This window comes from Verruconatronum alginivorum, from assembly GCF_056590205.1.
Window position 1 is genome coordinate 854,396 of record NZ_JBWPVQ010000001.1, and the last position, 17,579, is coordinate 871,974.

Sequence of the window (17,579 nt, forward strand, 5' to 3'; positions counted from 1 at the left end):
CTTCCGACCATCTTACAGGAGCTGAATTCGATTATAAACTTCATCTTGATGCCTCTCCAATCGCCCTAGTGAGCCGAAAAATGAGCCGAGACTTTCGCACGAAAATCTCGGCCCGAGTTAATCAAACACCTGTGAGAGACCTTATTCCGTCAGGACCCGATAAAACCGTTTTTCCAAATCACGGGTTGTAAAGAAGCGGTATTCCGTCTCCCCCTCACCGACAAACACGTAGCCCTCATCGGTCCAAGTCTCGAGGTCTTCCGACGATTGAATCTTATAAAATCCCCCGGCGACTGTCGGAAATTCCAACTCGATCGCGCGGTGAATGGCAACTGGCACCTCCGTAGTAAGTTCGTTCTCTGGAGCAAACGTCACCTCCAACGTCACCGGGCTGTCGGTATGGCCGCGACGATTGCCGCTGATATTCCGGAAAGCCTTGATTGAAAGAACCTCTCCGGGCGTAACCGAAGCCACACTTCCGTCAAAATAACGGGTAATGTCAGCCGATACATTCTCCGGAAGAGTGCCGACAGTCGCCAGCGTGATCGAGGAATTCGCTACCAGCGAAAAACGGTTGTAGTAAATATTCGTGGCATCCCACTCATTTTCCTCAATCAAACCGATAACCAACCCCGGGCCCTGACTTTCATTCTGAAGATTCGTGAAGTTAATAAAGACAGATTCGATCGAGAGACCCTCCTGCGGGGCCTCCGGAATGGTGAACTGAAGCCACCCTTGCCATTCACCAGTTCCATTGTCTCCGATCCGGATTCTCGGATTAACCTGAAATCCCGGATTCCCGGAGTTGCTTTGGACGGCGTTAACGCTCCCCTGAATGCTTGCCGCCACATTAAATTGTGTGTCAACGGAAGCGTTTACAACGGGCAAAAGGAGAAGCGGCAGTACCTTCAGGCCAGCAAGAAGGCAAATGTTGCGCCACATGAAATGAGCATTTTTTGAGATTCGCATAATGTTCCTTGGGTTAATCTTCGTTTCGTAGAACGAATCAAAACGGTCGTCAAAACCAAGTCGAACGACAACCTTTCCGGCATTTTACTCGTAAGATCTCCGAATTGACTGCTGGTAAAGCGGCCCTACCGTGAATTGCGAGGCCGGAAACAGCTCGGATCTTACGGGTAAAATCCAAAATGACCTGACTTCACCGACCCGCCTCCGCATAGTCGTCAAATAAATTGGAGGGCGGTGGTAATGTCTCCTTGGTCACCAGAAGACCATTTTACAGGACCGCCCAATTTGTTTCAGCGAACAGTTAACAGATCACGACCATGGCACAGCTATTCTCCCCCCAGTCCCGGATGTTCTCCCGAACTTTTCCCGGAGTCCGCAATGCAGGTTTCACCTTGATCGAACTCCTCACGGTAATCGCCATAATCGCGATCCTGGCGGCTATCCTGATTCCGGTGACACGCAGCGTCCGGGAACGGGCGCATGCGACAAAATCGCTCAGCAACCAGCGCGAAATATTCAAAGGAGCCATCCTCTTCGCCAACGACAATAGCGGCAGGCTTCCTGATCATCGGTTCGACAAAATATTGCCTTGGCGGAGCTACGCGGTTTTTTGGGACGACCTCGGCGGCCCCGGTCCTGAAAAAGGATTTGGCAACCTGCTGGCAGGGGGATACGTCGACAGTCCCGAGATCTTTCATTCTCCACTGCTCAACAATGCACGCCACGGCTTCGACGCCTTCCGGGCGCAATATGATTCCTACCTCAGCGGAGGAGATCCCGGTTTCATCCGCGCCGGTTATTATCTGAACCCCGACCGGGAGCGGGTAGAGGGGGCGGTCGGCGGACAGATCTTCTCGCTCAATCAGATTTACGACCCCTCCCAAGTCATCATGGTGATGGACATCATAGCCGATCTCTCCGCCATCTCCCGGACCGAGCCGCCCATCTGGACACTCGTCATGGCCGACGGATCGGCCCGATCCGTGCAATCCGAGGAAGTTTACCGCAAGATTCAGGAAGGGGCAGTCAGCAATAATTACGGCCAGTTCATCGCGCTGCTGAACATCCTCTTGGACCGGTAAGTCCGGAACCTTCCGTCCATTCCAAGCGCCGATATTTGCGGGAATCCTGGTCCCAGTAGTTCCTGCATTTCGGCGGGAAGAAAGCTTGCAGCCGGTGGTCGAACTCGCGGACCTAGTGAGACCAACGGGAATGCGGGCGGTACCACGTTGCGGTTCATGTTCGGCTGAAGGGTTCAAGCCCGTTGGGCGATGAAACTCCTGTCTTGGTGTGGGTCGCCCCAAAGTGGCGTCGGCGTCCACGCCTCCGTGCAGTGCCCCGGTTGAGGCGGCGGATCAGGTGGTTGGGGAAACCGCACGGAGGCGGGACGGCTCTGTCATTTTGGCGTGAGATCCGAGGCCTACGCCAATGGCGTTCCGCGCTTCCAGCCCAGGGTTGCCGCGGGGTAAATTATATTTTGATTGGTTATCCGGTGATATCGTTCATACCTCACTCAATCACCGGCTGCCGTGCGTCCGTTCATAACCAAAACCAATGTCACCGAACCTACAATTCGTCTCACCATAATCACACACCTCAGAATTCGTCGCACACCCCCTGGAATACTGCTTCCCCGGATAAGGAACTGGATCACAGAAAAGGGAGCAGGCCACAGTGCTTATTGCGAATCATCGAACCACCGCGCCACCGAAACAACCCCGCGGAGATTTTACCCGTAAGAATCCATCCTCTTTTCCGAAATCTCATCGTTTTTCGGTGGGGACTCGCCCAAGATTCCCCGGAAGCGACACCGTGCGGCCCCACGCGGGCGCGGCCTCCGTTTTCACTTTAGTCCAAAGACGGTTTTCCAAGACAATCCTTCTCCCTGTGAATGATCCGTAAAAGAGAATTGACAGTGAAATTTTTGCTTGGACCGCTTCGCATCCGTTGAAATCATCCGGGATAGCGCAAGGTTCTTGCACGTTTTTCAGATTTAGAAAAGCAACATTCGCCCGATGAAGATTTCAATTATAACCGCCGGTTTGTGTTCCGTGATTTTCGTGTTTTGTGCTCAGCCCGTGTTCGGCCAAAGGCCGGAATCCCCCGTGCAAGCAGCGAGTCAGCGAGCGGAAGAGCGCCCGGGCGGCTCAGCCCCGGACGCTACCCAAGCGGCGGACAAGGCCGGAAACCGCGCACAAGGTCCCAGGGAGCAATCGGCACAACCGGATCGTCCGTCCATCCCGTCGGCGAACGCGCCCACCGAGCGCGGTCAAGGCGGGGCCGAACGGGCGCAAGGACTAGAGAGAAGGGAGGCCGCGCTCGAACGCCAAAACGAGAATTTCGTCCAGATCCACCAACGCCGGATAGCTCAGTTGCAACGGCTTCGCGAACTGGCGATCGAGAACGACCGCGGCGAAATGCTGGAACGGGTCGACGACCTCATCAGCCGGGAACAGGAACGCCATAACCGACAAATGGGTCGGCTCAACGAGCGTTCAAACCAAACTCCCGGCCGCAATCAATAACCCCGACACCACCAATTATCGTGAAAGCCATTCTCAAACTGTCCCTCTCCCTCATCACATTGGGCCTGATGAACGCCTGCGGAAATGAAAACCCGCCATCGGCCCAACCACCAGCCCCCGGCTCAGACCCTGTGGCTGAGGCCCGGGCAACGATCAATGAGGAAAATATGGACGCCTACCTCGACGAACTCGAAGCCCAGATCGCCGCCGACGAGACTCTGCTCGAAGAGTAGACCGCCCCCTTGGCGTGCCGCACGCCAAACGTTTGCATCCCGGACGCCCCTTCCCCGTCCATCGCCGATTCGCTCAGCAAGCGTTCCTGTCGGCGACGGCGAACCCGCCGAGGCAAACGTTCGCCCATCCTTTGGGCGGACCGTGATTATCCCGATCCCTGAAAGGGGCATTCCCCAATTCTCGTTTGCAAACGGTTCCATCACAATTGTCTCCATGAACCGTTTTAGCCCCGCCTCTCGATTTTTTTCGCCAAGCCGTCTAGTCACCCTTCTGTTTGTATTCGTAATTCTGCTACAAAAACCACTGACGGGCGGGGCGAATACTTATAACATCGCCGACGGCGACGTTTCCGGTCTGATCGGAGCGCTCGAATCGGCCCAGGACGGCGATCGCATCGAACTGGCCGAAAACGGAACCTACACGTTGACCTCGATTTACCCCTCCGGCGGTCCGGCGCCTAGCGGTCTTCCGCCGGTGTCACGGGAAATCAAGCTTCAGGGAAATGGCGCCACGATCCAGCGGAGTCCGGAAGCCCCCGCTTTTTGGATACTCGTCACCCATGGGGCGGGCATGCAGACCAGATTCTCCGACCTCACCATCAAAGGAGGCGCCGGAGGCGTCTACAACTTGGACAGCAGCCCAACCTTCGCCGACTGCGTTTTCGAAAACAATCGGGCTCCGGATTCAGGAGGCGGAATGCTCAATGAAAACAGCCATCCGAATCTCCGGAATTGCCTGTTCCAAAACAATCGGGCTTTCGATGGAGGCGGCATGGCTAACCACTATGGCTCGGCCCCGGTGATTTCAGATTCCTCGTTCGTCGACAACCTAGCGGACTTCTGGGGCGGCGGCATTTTCAACGAAGGAAGCCACGCGGTGGTGCTCGATACCACCTTCATAAACAACCGGGCGTGGGATGACGGGGCCGGCATGCATAATCGCGCCAGCAACCCCGTCGTGATGGGCTGCCGCTTCGAGAACAATTACGCCGACGAGGATGGCGGAGGGATGTTCAATTCCTCCAGCAACCCTGCGATCGTCGCCACGGTGTTCGAGGCAAACCGCGCCGACCATGGGGGCGGAATCCGCAATGTCTCCAGCCATCCCGCGATCTTCGACACGGTTTTCCACCGCAATCAGGCGCGCACCGATGGCGACGGCGGGGGCATGGCGAATTCCAACAGCCATCCAACAATCATCGCCTGCACGTTCACCGAAAACAGGTCGGGGGATTACGGCAACGGCGGGGCCATGACCAATTTCAACAGCAATCCATCCATCATCGATAGCCGGTTCGAAGGGAACAGGGCGGGTGAAAGGGGCGGAGGAGGCATCTACAATCAAGGCAGCGAACCGACGATTCAAAACGTGGTCTTCCGAAACAACCACGCCGCCCGCCTCGGTGGAGGCATCGACAACCGGATGGGAAGCCGGTCCACGGTGATCGATTCGGTTTTCGAACAAAACATCGGACAAGGTGGCGGAATCCGGAGCGATCCCACAAGCCTTGCCGCGGTCGGCACCAGCTCCTTTTGCCAGAATGACCGGGACGATATCGTCGGCCCCTGGCAGGACCTGGGATTCAATCAATTTCGCCGAAGCTGCGGTCAGACCTACACCGCATGGGCAATGGAACACTTCGGGGAGAGCGGCTTGGAAAATGATTCAATCGGAGGGGCCCACGCCAATCCGGCCGGAGACGGGATTTCGAACCTCATGAAGTATGCCCTGGGGCTCGATCCCCTTCAGCCTCAACCCGGCCCCCTGTTGTCTCCGGAAGTCGGCGCTTTTCCGGAAACAGAGGGAAAAAAGTTTCTTTCGCTCTCCTTTTCCCATCCCTCAGGATTGAGCGACCCACGCTTTCGAGTCCAGATTTCCGACGAACTCAAGTCCTGGTCGGAGGAAGCCGTGCTAGTAAACATCAATGACGACGGGGCCACCACCACCCGAACCTATCGCGACATCCGGCCCGCCGACGAATTCGAGCATCGTTTCATGCGCCTGATGGTTTCATCGGACGGGAATGAAGGACCTTCCATCGGGGAAGCGTTGGGACAACCAACGTGGGACTGGGTCACGGGGGGTGATTCCGTCTGGTCCGGCCAAGTCGGAAATTCTCGTCTCGGCGGAATGGCGGCCCGCAGCGGCCGGATCTTCGACGATGAAACCACCTGGCTCGAAACGACCGTGGAGGGGCCGGGAAACCTCACGTTCTGGTGGAGTGTCTCCTCGGATCCCTGGGGTGACGATCTCGTCTTCTACGTCGGCGAAGATGAAAGGGGCCGAATAGCCGGCGAAGTTTCATGGCAAGAGCGGAGTTTCCAAATTCCCTCCGGCCCCCAGACTTTACGGTGGGTCTACTCCAAGGATCGGGATGAAGCTTCCGGGGAAGACGCCGCCTGGCTGGACGCGATCATCTGGGAACCCGAACCTTAACGTTGCGACGACGTGGACCATGCCGACCGTGCGTCATTCGGTCCGTTCCCGACAATCACGCTTATAGAACTTCACTCTCCATGCGGATTGGAAAACCAAATCGTCGACCGCGGACGACAGGTTGCCATCCCTCCCAATGGCTTCTAAGCAAAGTCTTCCCGTAGTCGGGTTGGCTCCGCCGCCCGACCGCAGCGGCAAGTGCCGAATGGCCGAACCTTCGATATCATGCGTCGCCGATGCAATCGATTGGCTCCCGCGTTTCGGACACCAAACGGTAGGGCGGCGGAGCCAACCCCACTACATCAAACAGATTCTGTGGAAGCCAAATCGGAGGGTTTGCTTCCAGCCGACCTCCTTCTGAGGCTGAACTGACAGCGGACGACAGGTTGCCATCCCTCCCAGTGGCAACAAAGTGTGATCCGAAAAAGATTTTCACGCCTGAACCAGAGTTCCATAGCCCAACGGGCTTACGTCCTCCAGCCCAGGGTTGAGCCGAGTGAAACGAGGCCTACCCTGGGAAACGATATCCGCCGCCACGAACCGCAACGCGGTTCCGCCCGGTCCGGTCCACCATCGCATGCAGGCCAGGGCGCAACCTCTTCGAGGTAGATCGTCTCGCGACCAAGACCCAGGGTAGCCCCGCATTCGCGCGGCAACCCTGGGCTGAAGGACGAAACGCCGTTGGCGTAATTACGCACTGCAGGGAGCCCATGCCGATTGCAGGACCAAATCGGAGGGTTGGTCTTCCAGCCGACTGTCTTCTGCAACGACGCCGACGGCGGACGGCAGGATGCCATCCCTCCCAGTGGCTTCCAATCAACGTCATTCCCGTAGTCGGCTTGGCTTCCGCCGCCGCGCGGCCTCCGATACCCAGTTTCAGACTGGCGCGGCACTTTCCAATTCTCACCCCTACCTAGAGCGTGTCCGAAAAGGTGATTGGCTATCGAAAATCGGCCAGGAAAACGGGAATATTAACCGTATTTAAGCTTGAAATACAAGCGGCCTCAAGCTGTTGTAGTTAAATGACTAAACCTAACCATAGTTCAACAACTGAGGCCAACGGCAATCCTGCACATTTCACGCCCTGTTTCAATAACTTTTATTACGCCGCGAGCACGGATTTCAGCGAGTTCTTGGCCGAAAGTGCCGATTTATTCGATTCGAGGCCCGATTTGGTGGTGAAAATCGAGGCCGATCTCGACCGGCACGGCTTGGAGAAAAAGAAGCTCCGGCGGGCCGACCGTCTTTTTCTCCAGAGCCAAAACGGTGCGTTGGCCGGGCTCGAAAACCTTCCCGAAAGTTTTCCGCCGCCACGCTTCGATGCCAAGGGCCGGAAACTGCCGGGTAAACTGGAGGTGCTCGAACAAGGGCGGCCACGAATGCCTGGCGCGGTAGCGGGGGTTTTGCTGTTGACGCGCGGCTATCACGGCTCCTGCACCAACAAGGAAGCGCTGGATTTCATGGGCGAGTCCAAAAGCCTGGAAGCTTTTCTGGTCGGACGCGGGCTGAGCCTGCCGGGGCGTTCGACCATGAGCGAGTTGCTCAATGCGATCAGCCTTGAAACGCGTGAGGCGATCCTTTCCGCCCAGTTAAACCGGGCCAGCCGGGAAGAGCTCGACAGCTTCGATCAGGTCCTGATCGATAGTACCGCGACCAAGGCCAATTCGTGCTGGCCGACCGATGCCAAGACCATCTTCGTCCTGGCCCGGCGCCTTTATGAGATCGGCCGCAAGTTCGAGCTTTTCGGTTTGGCAAATATCCGCCCGGGACGCATGGAGAGCTACCTCGAAGAGCTCTCGAAAAAGCCTTTTCAAATCAATCTTAACGCTAAGAAAAAGAAGAAGTTCCAGAAGTTTTGCCGGGAGTTCATTGAGTTGGCGGCCAAACTTCTTTGCCATGCGGATAACGAGTTCAAGCGCGTGGAGGCAAGCTGGAACGAACGACTCGACAACGGGCGGATCCTGCCCAGCTTGCGCCAACAGGCCAAAGCGCGTGTCGATCTGTTTGTCGAGAGTCTGCACCTCGCCACGAAGTCGCTCGAACAAATGCGCCAACGCATTTTCGAAGAAAAAACCTTTCCTTCGACCGAGCGCGTCTTGAGCGTTCACGACCGCTCGGCGGCTTACATCCAAAAGGGAGGTCGCCAGCCGGTCATCGGCTACAAGCCGCAATTGGCCCGAAGCGCCAATGGATATGTCGTCGCGCTGAAGGTCGATTCAGGCAACACCTCCGATTCCTCCAACCTGGTGCCGATGGTGGAAAGAGCGATCGCCAACACTGGAGTCATACCGCACCTGACCAGCGTGGACGACGGCTATTCTTCGCGGGAGGGCCATGATCGGGTCAGGGAGTTGGGAGTGGAGATCGTCAGCATCAGTGGATCGAAGGGAAAGAAGCTCCTTGGCGAGGACTGGGACGGGGAGGAGTATCGCCTGGCCCGGGCCGGCCGTTCGGCCGTGGAGTCTTTAATGTTTTGCCTGAAGTATGGCTTCGACTTCGGCCAACTCAGCCGGACAGGCATTGCGGCAGCCCGCGAGGAATTTTTGGAGAAGTGCCTGGCCTACAATGCGTGTCGGACGATCCTGCTGCGAAAGCGAAAACGACGGTGCCAAGTCGCTTGAGCGAGGTCCCCCCGTCATTCCAAACAAAGAACGTCGAAGACGGAGGATCGGTCCTGTACCGATCCTGCTCAATTTGGTTCCAAAACGACGATTCGGACCGTATTCACTGTTTGGTTACTGCCTTTGGGGGTGCCGGATTCCACCCATCCACCAAACATCCATCTTCAATCAAACAATCGCCGCTCGTAAAAACCCTTTTCGGATGGAATCTACCTAGTTTACCGAATTCCAACCCGACGCGGTCTCGCCCAACTTACCGATTATTCTGCACCGACAAAATCCTTCTCGAATAACCTCGCCCGCAGTTCGCCGCGCATACTGGTGATCCAGAGCTCGCCCGCCCGAGGCTCGAAAAGATATGGGTAGGAAATATCCCGCCGGCCCATCGTCTCGTCGGCTCGCGCGAAGACCACCGGTTCGCTCCAACTCCGGCCGTCGTCCTCGGAAAACGCGATCGACATCTCCCACCGGTGATTGATCGCCGGTTCCTCCGACCAAACCCGGTTCCCTCCAACCCGAGGGAACTCCTCCACCCCTTCCGGCAACAGGCGATTCCAAATCAACACCAACTTCCCACTTTCCAACCGGGCCAACAATCCCGGAGCCGATCCGGCATCGATCTCACTCGGGCGGATAATCCGCCAATACCGCCCCCCGTCGTCCGAGTAGGCCTCCCAGAAACGGTCCCAATTCGTCCGCAACAACATATACAAGCGTCCGTCCGACAATTCTTCGATCGTCGACTCGATCGCGCCGTCGTGATGACCGGCTCCCCCAAGGTCAATGATATTGCTGCGCCGCCAGGTCTGGCCCTCATCACTCGACAAATAGGTGACCGTGGCATGCCTACCGGGATCATGAAGCAACATCATACTCGTAAATACCACGTCTCCCCCACTGGTCTGGATCATATTACGAATCGCTCCGGTCCATTCCGCGTGGAGCATTTGAGGCTCCTCCCAGTTCTTCCCGCCGTCCAGGCTGCGGACCACATAGGTGGGAAGACGCGCCCCAGGTGCATCACCCAAGGCTCGGTCCCAGGTCCAATGACGTTCCACATCATTCATGAAGGCGAGAATGATCGTGTTATCTTCCGTCCGGACCAACGCCCGCTCCGGGCGGATGGCGAACTTATTCTTGTCTTTGAAAATCGAATACGAGTCCCAACTCGCGCCACCATTCCCGCTAATGCGGGCATTGTGTTCATCCACCGTGAGAATGTGTCCCTCGTCCAATAGGACAAAGGGGCCCATCGGAATGTCGATTCCCGCCGCCGCCGGATGAAGCGAGATATCCTGATTGGGGGCGGTGACAGCGGACAGGGACGCGCTAGCACCCAGAATAAAAAGAACAATGGCGAGTTTCGAACCAGTGGATGACATCCTCTGGATCGTGCCCCCCCTCCAACCCGGTCTCAACGGCATTCAGCCTGTAATAAGCTTTGACCAGTCGATTCCGAAAACGCCGTTCATCGCACCGGTAACTCCCCTTTACCAGCGGATTTCACTGTTTCTTTCTTGATGATGAAACTTAACTTTCTATTCGAAAATCATGTCATTCCTCAACAAATTTGAACTCTCCGGCAGCGACATCTGGGTTTTTGGCGGCGCCGGTTATCTCGGGCAACCGGCGGTCCGCCTTCTCGCCGAATCCGGTGCCACCGTCCTTTGCGCGGACCTTGAGTCGAGGGCCTTCGACTTCGTCGCCGAAGCCAAACTCGAGGCAAAAGTGACCCCGGCCCGCCTCGATGTCGGTGATTGCGCAGCGACCGAAAGATTTCTGCAGGACACCCTGCGAGAGCGGGGAACTCCCCAGGGAGCGGTGATTCTAACCTACCGCACCTCTGGAAAACCGATGGACGGCCTCACCTCCGAGGAGTTCGATCAAGTGAATCATGTCGGCTTAACCGCCACCTTTTCTCTTTCCCGCACTATTGGCAACGCCATGGCCGATGCCCGACAAGGCTCCCTTGTGCTTTTTTCAAGCATGTATGGGACTATCGCACCGGAACCCAGAATCTATCCTCCTCCACTTTCTCCCAATCCTCTCGACTACGGGGTCGGCAAAGCCGGAATTCAGGCAATGACACGCTACTTCGCTTCCCACTGGGGTCGCCGCAACGTCCGGTGCAATTGCATCTCCCCGGGGCCGTTCCCATTCCCTTCCCAACAGCAGGCTAACCCGGAATTCATCCGGAACCTGGCTGAAAAGACACCCCTTGGCCGAATTGGCCGGTCCGATGAAATCGCCGGTTCCGTGCTGTTTCTACTCGCATCCGCCTCGTCCTACGTCACCGGACACAATCTCGCGGTCGATGGCGGTTGGACGGCCTGGTGACACGCAACCGCCCGAACGAAGGTCGAGCCTGTCGCTGCCGGTCGTCCGGTCCAGTAACAGGGGTCAGTTCCTCTGCTCAAGGCCAACGATTTCGCCGGGCCGGTATCCATCCTCCAGAAACGAGCGTTCTATCCAGACCGAGCCTTGGGTACTGGGAAGAAAAAGGTCGTCGTCACCATCACCGTTCAGGTCGACCATCAGGACGCGCGGTTGCCGGACCGGGGGTAGCTCCAATGACATCCCTTCGTCGAATTTCGCGGCACCCGAGCTGGCAATGTTCTGAAAAACCCGGACCCGGCCATTGGCGGCACCAGCGATGATATCGAGCCTTCCATTTCCATTCCAATCGAAGGCATCGACGAGCAGGCGGAAATTGAGGTTGCCGACTTCAACGGGTTGCTCGAAGACTGGTCCGTTATTGCTGCCGGCATTCCGGTAATAACGAACAATGCCGAAGGTGTCCCCCACCACCAAATCATTCACGCCATCGCCATCGAAGTCTCCCACCGCAAATACCGTTCGCGCGCCTTGGAGAGTCGTAAAATCCGTTTCGGGGTCATCGACATTTTGCGGGCCAACTTTGATTGGTTTGCCATCAACCGTCTTCAGTCGCTCACCCTGGAGGTCGAAGCGAATTGCCGTATCAGTGCTTAAATTTCGGTGCAACCAGACATGGCCGTGCCAATCACCGAAAAGCACATCGATTTTGCCGTTTTCGGTGAAGTCATTGAGAAACGGCCAAAACCAGTCGTCGCCCACCCCCGAGGGGTGGGCGATATGTTGACCAGGAGGCAGAACGCGAACGGTTTCATCAAACTTGAAAGGATTCCCTGCGCCGCTGTTGAGATGGACGGTATAACTGCGCGACACAAGGTCGGGCAATCCATTGCCGTTCCAATCGATAAACTGCTGCACCGCCAGAGGCGCACTGCCAAACGAAGATGGAATAAAATCGCGATTCAACTCAAACAACGGCGCTGTCGACGTTCCGACGTTGCGGAAAATGAAGATATTGGCATTGCTGCTGACGACCAGATCGAGCAGACCATTGTTGGTCAGATCGGCTGCGCGAGGGGAAGCCATGGCGCCACGGGGAGCTTCGCCGCGGGTGGGAAGCTCCGCCTCGATGAGCTGCGGATCGCCGGGTTCCCCTTCATTGCGATAGTAACGGAGGAAGGGCGTTTTCCCTCTGCTTTCCGGCGTCATCGCGAGAGCGCCGGTGATAAGGTCGAGCCGGCCGTCGCCGGTGAAATCGGCCACCGTGGGGGCGGCGCACCAGTCGCCGACATTGATCGGTTTACCGTCGGCTTCGATGGGTCCTCGAAATGCGAGCCGCGGCTGGCCGTTCTCGCCGGGACCGAGATTTTCGTATAGGAAAATTCGGCCGGTCACATAGCCTCCCGCAATGAGATCCTTCCGCCCGTTGCCAGTCCAGTCCACCGCTTCGAGCACCGGATAATAATCGTGGTCAAACACCGCTTCGCTCCGGCCGATCACCGGCGAAACCGGAAGTTCGAGCACCTCGCCCTCAAGCTCTAGAAATCCCTGGTAGACGAGTTTACGGTCACGGTTGGTGCCGGCATTTTTGAAGTAGACGATCCGATTGACGTAGGTTCCGACGAGCAGGTCTTTCACGCCATCACCATCCCAATCGACCACCAGTGGCGCCGCGTGAATGCCGACATCGAGCGGCAATCCGTCGGCGTCAAAGAGCAGTTGGCGGAACGGATAATACGGTTCTTCGGGCGTGCCCTGATTGGGATACACGAAAAGCCGGCCGTACTGTTCACCATGAATAATATCGATGAGGCCGTTGTCGTTCCAATCGTCAAGCGCGATGCGAGTGTGACCGCTGCCGGTCGTGCTCTCACCCCAACGTCCGGTGCGTGGCATGCCATCGCCAAGCCAGCCGCTGGGAGGAACTTCACGCATGCGCTCCCCCGCCGGCAGGAGATCAAAATAAACCGCGTAATGAGACCGACCGGAACCGTTCTGGGCGTGCATCCAGGCCAGCTCACCCGCTTCCCCATCCCCGAGTGTATTGTAAACGTGCCCGGCCCGCCGCTGAGGCGTCCGGCGCAATTCACCGTTGGTTCGGCTCACCGGCGTCAATACTTCGGGAAATTCCGTTGGAATCGAGGCGTCGTACCACCGCAAGGGCCGATCGTATTCACCACGTCCATACAGAAAGGACGTGCCGGGAAGAAGCGGCTCCCCAGTCTCCGGCGAGTAACGGATCACCTGAATTGACGCCAAATCGACGTGACGTCCGCCGGCGCCGAGCTTGGGCAAAGTCGTGTTGAAATCGAGTTCGATACTCGCGGGGGCTTCGTCACGTTCGCGATCCCCAATCTCCACGGGCGGAACAGCGACGAGGATACGATGGGTCCCGCTGCCAGCCCAATCAGGGCGTTGCGATACCGCGGCGGAAACGCCCGCCAACATGGCAACGAAAGCCAAGGAAAGAGAAATGGATAAATGAATCATAACAAGCGGTATCGTCTTTGAATGTTCGAAATAGGGACCGGATTCAGGCGTCGGGTAAGACTGCTTTCAGCCAACTGTAGATCGTGTCGCCGACTTGTTTGTAACCGGCTTCACTCGGATGAGTGCCGTTGTTGACTCGGGTGACCTGATCGGTCGACCGCGCGTTGCGGGGTGCGGTCCATGTCGGGTAATGATGGTCGGCGTCGAGGTTGACGTTCACGGGCACCACGAAGATATTTTCTCCCTCTCGACCGGAGAACCCCTCCACCAGCCGTTCAATCATCCGATGATGGTTACGGCAGTATTGCCAGGCTGTTTGCTTGCGGGAAGCCGAATAGTTGCGAAATCCATCCTGACTGCGGGAGGCGGGACCGACCAGCACGATGCCGATCTTCGTCTCCGGCCGGACTTCGTGGATCATGGTAACGAGTTGATCGTAATACCCAAGCGCCCGGTCGACCCGCGCTTCGATGGTGGAATCATTCTCACGAAAAATGTCGTTCGGTCCGAGGTGAATAGTCACCACATCAGGGCCGGCTCCTCCGTTGAACTCATCACAATAGCGCTGAAAATCCAGGACAACTTCGCCGTCGTCATCCTCGTAGAGAAATGGACTGCCGGTGTCGGGCCGTTTGACTACCCCGGAACGCGAGAGCGGGCCGTGCATCGTCGCAAATGCCTGCGCCGTCCAACCGCTGTAACCTTCGTGCCGGAGTGGGCCCTCCGGAGGCTTGTTGCCCGGCCCGCGCGAGCCGATTAACGTCAACCCCACATCCGGGTCCGCCTGCGAAAGGTCAAGCAGGTGTTGGGCATAAATCCCATACTCGGTCAAACTGGCGCCGATCAACAAAAGCGTGCCGGATCGTTCCGGACCGCCCCCTCCAGGTGAAACCAAAATGACCGACGAGGCCCGGGCAACCACTTCATTGGCCTCGTTGAGAACCGCGATAGTGATCGGATATTCGCCCGCCTCACCAGCGGCCGGAGTATAGGTCCAACGATTCTGCATCTGAACGCCTTTCGGGCATGTCACATCGAACGCATAATTCGCTGGATTGAGCATCAGGCCAAGGTTTTCGAAGTAAATATTCGATTCGATACCGGGCGCGGCGTAGATTACCGGCGGCGCCAGCAACCGGATCTGGCCCGGAAAATCCTCCGCGACCGGGCCCGGCGGCACGCCACCTTGGGCATTGACCGGAAAGGCGTCCGCGAAACCAAACAACGCGCAAACGAGGAGGAAGACAGGGAAATTTTTTTTTGGTTCACTCATAGGAAAATCCGGTTTATGCCTGATCCCACTTGGTCAGTCCACGGAGTTGAGACGTTTCCGGAGGTGTGAAGAGTAAACTCAAGAGATAACCTCCCGCAAATGTGACAGCGCATCCAACCGGCGAATACCAGAAGAAATGAGCCGGCGTCCAAAAGGCGACGTATGCCACCGACCCCAACCCGAGGACTACTGCAATGAAAGCCCCGCGTCCGTTCGTGCGACGGGTCAATACCCCAAGCAAAAAGACGCCAAGGAGCACCCCGGCCGTCAATCCGTTGAGCGTCTGAATAATCTCCATGATGGTTCCGAGCCGATTGACGAATATCGCAAGCAACGTCGCGACCCCTCCCCAAAAGAGGGTCAGTCCGCGAGAGAACCAAAGCTCCTTTCTTGTCGTGGCCACCGAGGCCGCGTCGGTCAGATCCGCCACTTCCCCGGCCACCGCATACTTTTCCCCTTTCACAAAACGGCGATAAAAATCGATCATGGTCGCCGCCGTCAAACTGTTGATCCCACTGTCCACACTCGACATTGTCGCCGCAAAAAGGCCCGCCACCACCAGTCCGGAAATCCCAATCGGCAATTGATGCACAATAAAATACGAAAACCACTGATCCGAATTCAACCCGTCGGCCAAAAGATCCGGGAAAACCGTGTAATAAGCAAAGATACAGAGTCCGATCAACGCCAACCCCGCGATCAGTGGAATCACCAGCAAACCATGAATCCAAACTGATTGCTTCAAAGTCTTGTAATCCCGCGTCGTGAAACAACGCTGCACGATGACCTGGTCCACCCCATAGGTTGCCAGGTTGATGAAACTCGCCCCGATCAAAACCGCCCAGGTCGAAATACTGGTCAGACCGAAATGAAAGTCGACAATCCGGGTTCGTCCCTCCGAAGAACTGACCGCCCAGACTTCCCCCAACCCTCCAGGTATCTCCGTGAGACAGATCCATAACACCAGGAACATCGCCGCCACCAGAATGAACACCTGCACCACGTCGGTCCAGATCACCGCCTCCATCCCTCCGAGCGCGGCGTAAACAGTCGCCAGCAAACCGATCAGAATGATGCACGGAATCAAACCGAGGCCGGTAATAGTACTCAGCGCCAAACTGGTGGCATACAAAGCGGTCGCCAGCCACCCTAGACGAAGAAAGATGAACATCCCGCTGGAAAGCGCCCGCAACTCGGGGTTGAACCGCTTCTCAATGTATTCATACGCCGTATACAGTTTGAGACGGTAAAAGAACTGAAGGAACAAGTATACCGTCAATGGAAGGACCCAGACCAAACTGATGATGGCGATCGCCATGATCATGTCGTTCCCGATGATATAACCCGGCATCCCGAGAAAGCTGATCGCGGAAAAATTCGTCGCCATCACACTCAGCCCCACCGGAAACCAGCCCATCTTACGCCCCGCGAGGAAAAAGTCCTTCGCATCGGATTGACGGCGCATGAACCAACTGCCGAAAAGGGTGATCCCGATGATGTAAATAAACAGGATCGTGTAATCGAGCGCCCCAAAGGCAGCGATGAATAACGGTATTTCAATCATCAATATCAGATCGGACATGAATCCAATTATTCAGCCGGGTTTGCTGCCCGTAAACGCCAAACCTGAGGCGAGCGCACTCCCGGGTGACTTTCTCCCGAAATCTGATAAAATAATCCGTCTCGCGCGGCCACCGGCAAGGCCACGTGCGGAGCCGGGCTCACGCCTTTCGTCTCCCACCGGTCGGCATCGATATCATAAAAAAGAACACTCGAAGGAAGGGCCGGCAATTCCTTGGGGTCGATTCCAAGATGGGAACCGTCGGCTCCCCCGGATACCACGAAATGTCCGTCGATTCGCGGAGCCGGGGACGGAGCCCCGATGGCTCCCCGCGGCAAATCCGCCAGCCTTTGCCAGCCGGAATCCGGGTGATAACGGTATGCGTCCTTCAGGTAATCGAGCCGTTCGAAGACAGTGTCGCCAGGCTTCAATTCCACCCCGCTGAAAAGGTAAAATGACTCGCCGTCGCTGCCGGCTACCGCCACCATCCGGGTCGGTCCCGGCCACGGTTCCAACTCCTGCCATCCTGCATCGATATCGGCCAGCGATAGCTTCCAGAAGTTTCGCATTGCGACTACTGAGTCAGGGGCCAACTGCCCCCCCGCCACGTAAATCGTATCACCAACCAGCGCCGCCGCCGGCGACGCCACCGGCATCGGAAGAGAGGGGAGTCTGGAAATTCGAACGTCACCATCTTCCCATGACATCCGAAAGACGTCGGCAAAATGCCCGGCCGGACTCGATCCCCCGATGCAAATCACCCCTTCCTCCGTGGCTATCGATGCTCCATAACCAAGGACCGGTCCGGGCAGTTTTCCAACCAATGACCACCCGCCTCCCTCCGTCCATGCGAAGATCGGGTCATGCCAGATCCTTTGTCCCCCCTCCCAAAGAGGTTTCTCGGAAAAATTCGCGCCTCCCGCCACAATCAGAACCTCGCCGTGAAACCCGGCAAATGCCCCGGCAAGACCGTGTTCATCAGGCAAGTCAGGCAATCGCTCCCAATGAAGCGCCGGCGTGATCTCACGGGTCTGTGAAGGTGTCATAAAATTACAGGCGGGTGAGAATAGAGCGACGGCGAGACAACAGAGAGTCGCGCCGCGGACTGTTCGGGATGATTTTTCATTTTGAATCAT

At 57.0% G+C, this 17,579-nt stretch carries 11 protein-coding genes and 1 pseudogene; 5 read left to right on the plus strand and 7 right to left on the minus strand.

Annotated features, from left to right (window positions below; translation table 11 throughout):
• Positions 1-141: 141 nt before the first annotated feature.
• Positions 142-969 carry a hypothetical protein gene (locus tag ACWUI2_RS02850; RefSeq protein ID WP_486981356.1) on the minus strand — a complete coding sequence of 276 codons (828 nt, stop codon included), beginning with the start codon at positions 967-969 and terminating at the stop codon, positions 142-144.
• A gap of 347 nt (positions 970-1,316) precedes the next feature.
• Here ACWUI2_RS02850 and ACWUI2_RS02855 point away from each other — a divergent pair.
• A pseudogene (locus tag ACWUI2_RS02855) lies at positions 1,317-1,425 on the plus strand (prepilin-type N-terminal cleavage/methylation domain-containing protein); the annotation flags it as partial.
• Positions 1,426-3,266: 1,841 nt separating this feature from the next.
• Here the strand turns inward: ACWUI2_RS02855 and ACWUI2_RS02860 are convergent.
• The gene (locus ACWUI2_RS02860; RefSeq protein ID WP_486981357.1) at positions 3,267-3,434 is read right to left on the minus strand and encodes a hypothetical protein; all 168 of its coding nucleotides are present in this window, start codon (positions 3,432-3,434) and stop codon (positions 3,267-3,269) included.
• 80 nt (positions 3,435-3,514) lie between these two features.
• On the opposite strand from ACWUI2_RS02860, the gene ACWUI2_RS02865 reads away from it, so the two are divergent.
• From ACWUI2_RS02865 to ACWUI2_RS02875, 3 genes are all read left to right on the plus strand, one after another.
• Entirely contained in the window at positions 3,515-3,727 is a 213-nt protein-coding gene (locus tag ACWUI2_RS02865; protein ID WP_486981358.1) for a hypothetical protein, read from the plus strand.
• Positions 3,728-3,941: 214 nt separating this feature from the next.
• Positions 3,942-6,164 (plus strand): right-handed parallel beta-helix repeat-containing protein, encoded by a 2,223-nt coding sequence (locus tag ACWUI2_RS02870; protein ID WP_486981359.1) that lies wholly within the window; start codon positions 3,942-3,944, stop codon positions 6,162-6,164.
• Positions 6,165-7,186: 1,022 nt separating this feature from the next.
• Positions 7,187-8,785, plus strand: a complete 1,599-nt coding sequence (locus ACWUI2_RS02875; RefSeq protein WP_486981012.1) for a transposase — start codon at positions 7,187-7,189, stop codon at positions 8,783-8,785.
• Positions 8,786-9,045: 260 nt separating this feature from the next.
• Here ACWUI2_RS02875 and ACWUI2_RS02880 read toward each other — a convergent pair whose 3' ends face one another.
• Positions 9,046-10,167, minus strand: coding sequence for a sialidase family protein (locus ACWUI2_RS02880; RefSeq protein ID WP_486981360.1), 1,122 nt, complete (start codon positions 10,165-10,167; stop codon positions 9,046-9,048).
• Positions 10,168-10,336: 169 nt separating this feature from the next.
• Here ACWUI2_RS02880 and ACWUI2_RS02885 point away from each other — a divergent pair, with 169 nt between their 5' ends.
• On the plus strand, positions 10,337-11,122 hold the full coding sequence (locus ACWUI2_RS02885) for an SDR family oxidoreductase (protein ID WP_486981361.1): 786 nt from the start codon (positions 10,337-10,339) through the stop codon (positions 11,120-11,122).
• 63 nt (positions 11,123-11,185) lie between these two features.
• Here ACWUI2_RS02885 and ACWUI2_RS02890 read toward each other — a convergent pair whose 3' ends face one another.
• From ACWUI2_RS02890 to ACWUI2_RS02905, 4 genes are read right to left on the minus strand one after another with little or no spacing between them, the layout of a single operon-like run.
• The gene (locus ACWUI2_RS02890) at positions 11,186-13,609 is read right to left on the minus strand and encodes an FG-GAP repeat domain-containing protein (protein WP_486981362.1); all 2,424 of its coding nucleotides are present in this window, start codon (positions 13,607-13,609) and stop codon (positions 11,186-11,188) included.
• 43 nt (positions 13,610-13,652) lie between these two features.
• Positions 13,653-14,882, minus strand: coding sequence for an SGNH/GDSL hydrolase family protein (locus ACWUI2_RS02895; RefSeq protein WP_486981363.1), 1,230 nt, complete (start codon positions 14,880-14,882; stop codon positions 13,653-13,655).
• A gap of 13 nt (positions 14,883-14,895) precedes the next feature.
• The gene (locus ACWUI2_RS02900; protein WP_486981364.1) at positions 14,896-16,464 is read right to left on the minus strand and encodes a sodium:solute symporter family transporter; all 1,569 of its coding nucleotides are present in this window, start codon (positions 16,462-16,464) and stop codon (positions 14,896-14,898) included.
• A gap of 8 nt (positions 16,465-16,472) precedes the next feature.
• Entirely contained in the window at positions 16,473-17,489 is a 1,017-nt protein-coding gene (locus ACWUI2_RS02905) for a galactose oxidase (protein WP_486981365.1), read from the minus strand.
• Positions 17,490-17,579 lie beyond the last annotated feature (90 nt).

Bases quoted from the DNA above. Each gene is read 5' to 3' on its own strand.
- ACWUI2_RS02860 (WP_486981357.1), bottom strand. From the start codon at position 3,434: ATGGCGTTCCTGTTCCCGGCTGATGAGGTCGTCGACCCGTTCCAGCAT.
- ACWUI2_RS02870 (WP_486981359.1), top strand. From the start codon at position 3,942: ATGAACCGTTTTAGCCCCGCCTCTCGATTTTTTTCGCCAAGCCGTCTA.
- ACWUI2_RS02895 (WP_486981363.1), bottom strand. From the start codon at position 14,882: ATGAGTGAACCAAAAAAAAATTTCCCTGTCTTCCTCCTCGTTTGCGCG.
- ACWUI2_RS02905 (WP_486981365.1), bottom strand. From the start codon at position 17,489: ATGACACCTTCACAGACCCGTGAGATCACGCCGGCGCTTCATTGGGAG.
- ACWUI2_RS02900 (WP_486981364.1), bottom strand. From the start codon at position 16,464: ATGTCCGATCTGATATTGATGATTGAAATACCGTTATTCATCGCTGCC.
- ACWUI2_RS02890 (WP_486981362.1), bottom strand. From the start codon at position 13,609: ATGATTCATTTATCCATTTCTCTTTCCTTGGCTTTCGTTGCCATGTTG.
- ACWUI2_RS02850 (WP_486981356.1), bottom strand. From the start codon at position 969: ATGCGAATCTCAAAAAATGCTCATTTCATGTGGCGCAACATTTGCCTT.
- ACWUI2_RS02875 (WP_486981012.1), top strand. From the start codon at position 7,187: ATGACTAAACCTAACCATAGTTCAACAACTGAGGCCAACGGCAATCCT.
- ACWUI2_RS02885 (WP_486981361.1), top strand. From the start codon at position 10,337: ATGTCATTCCTCAACAAATTTGAACTCTCCGGCAGCGACATCTGGGTT.
- ACWUI2_RS02880 (WP_486981360.1), bottom strand. From the start codon at position 10,167: ATGTCATCCACTGGTTCGAAACTCGCCATTGTTCTTTTTATTCTGGGT.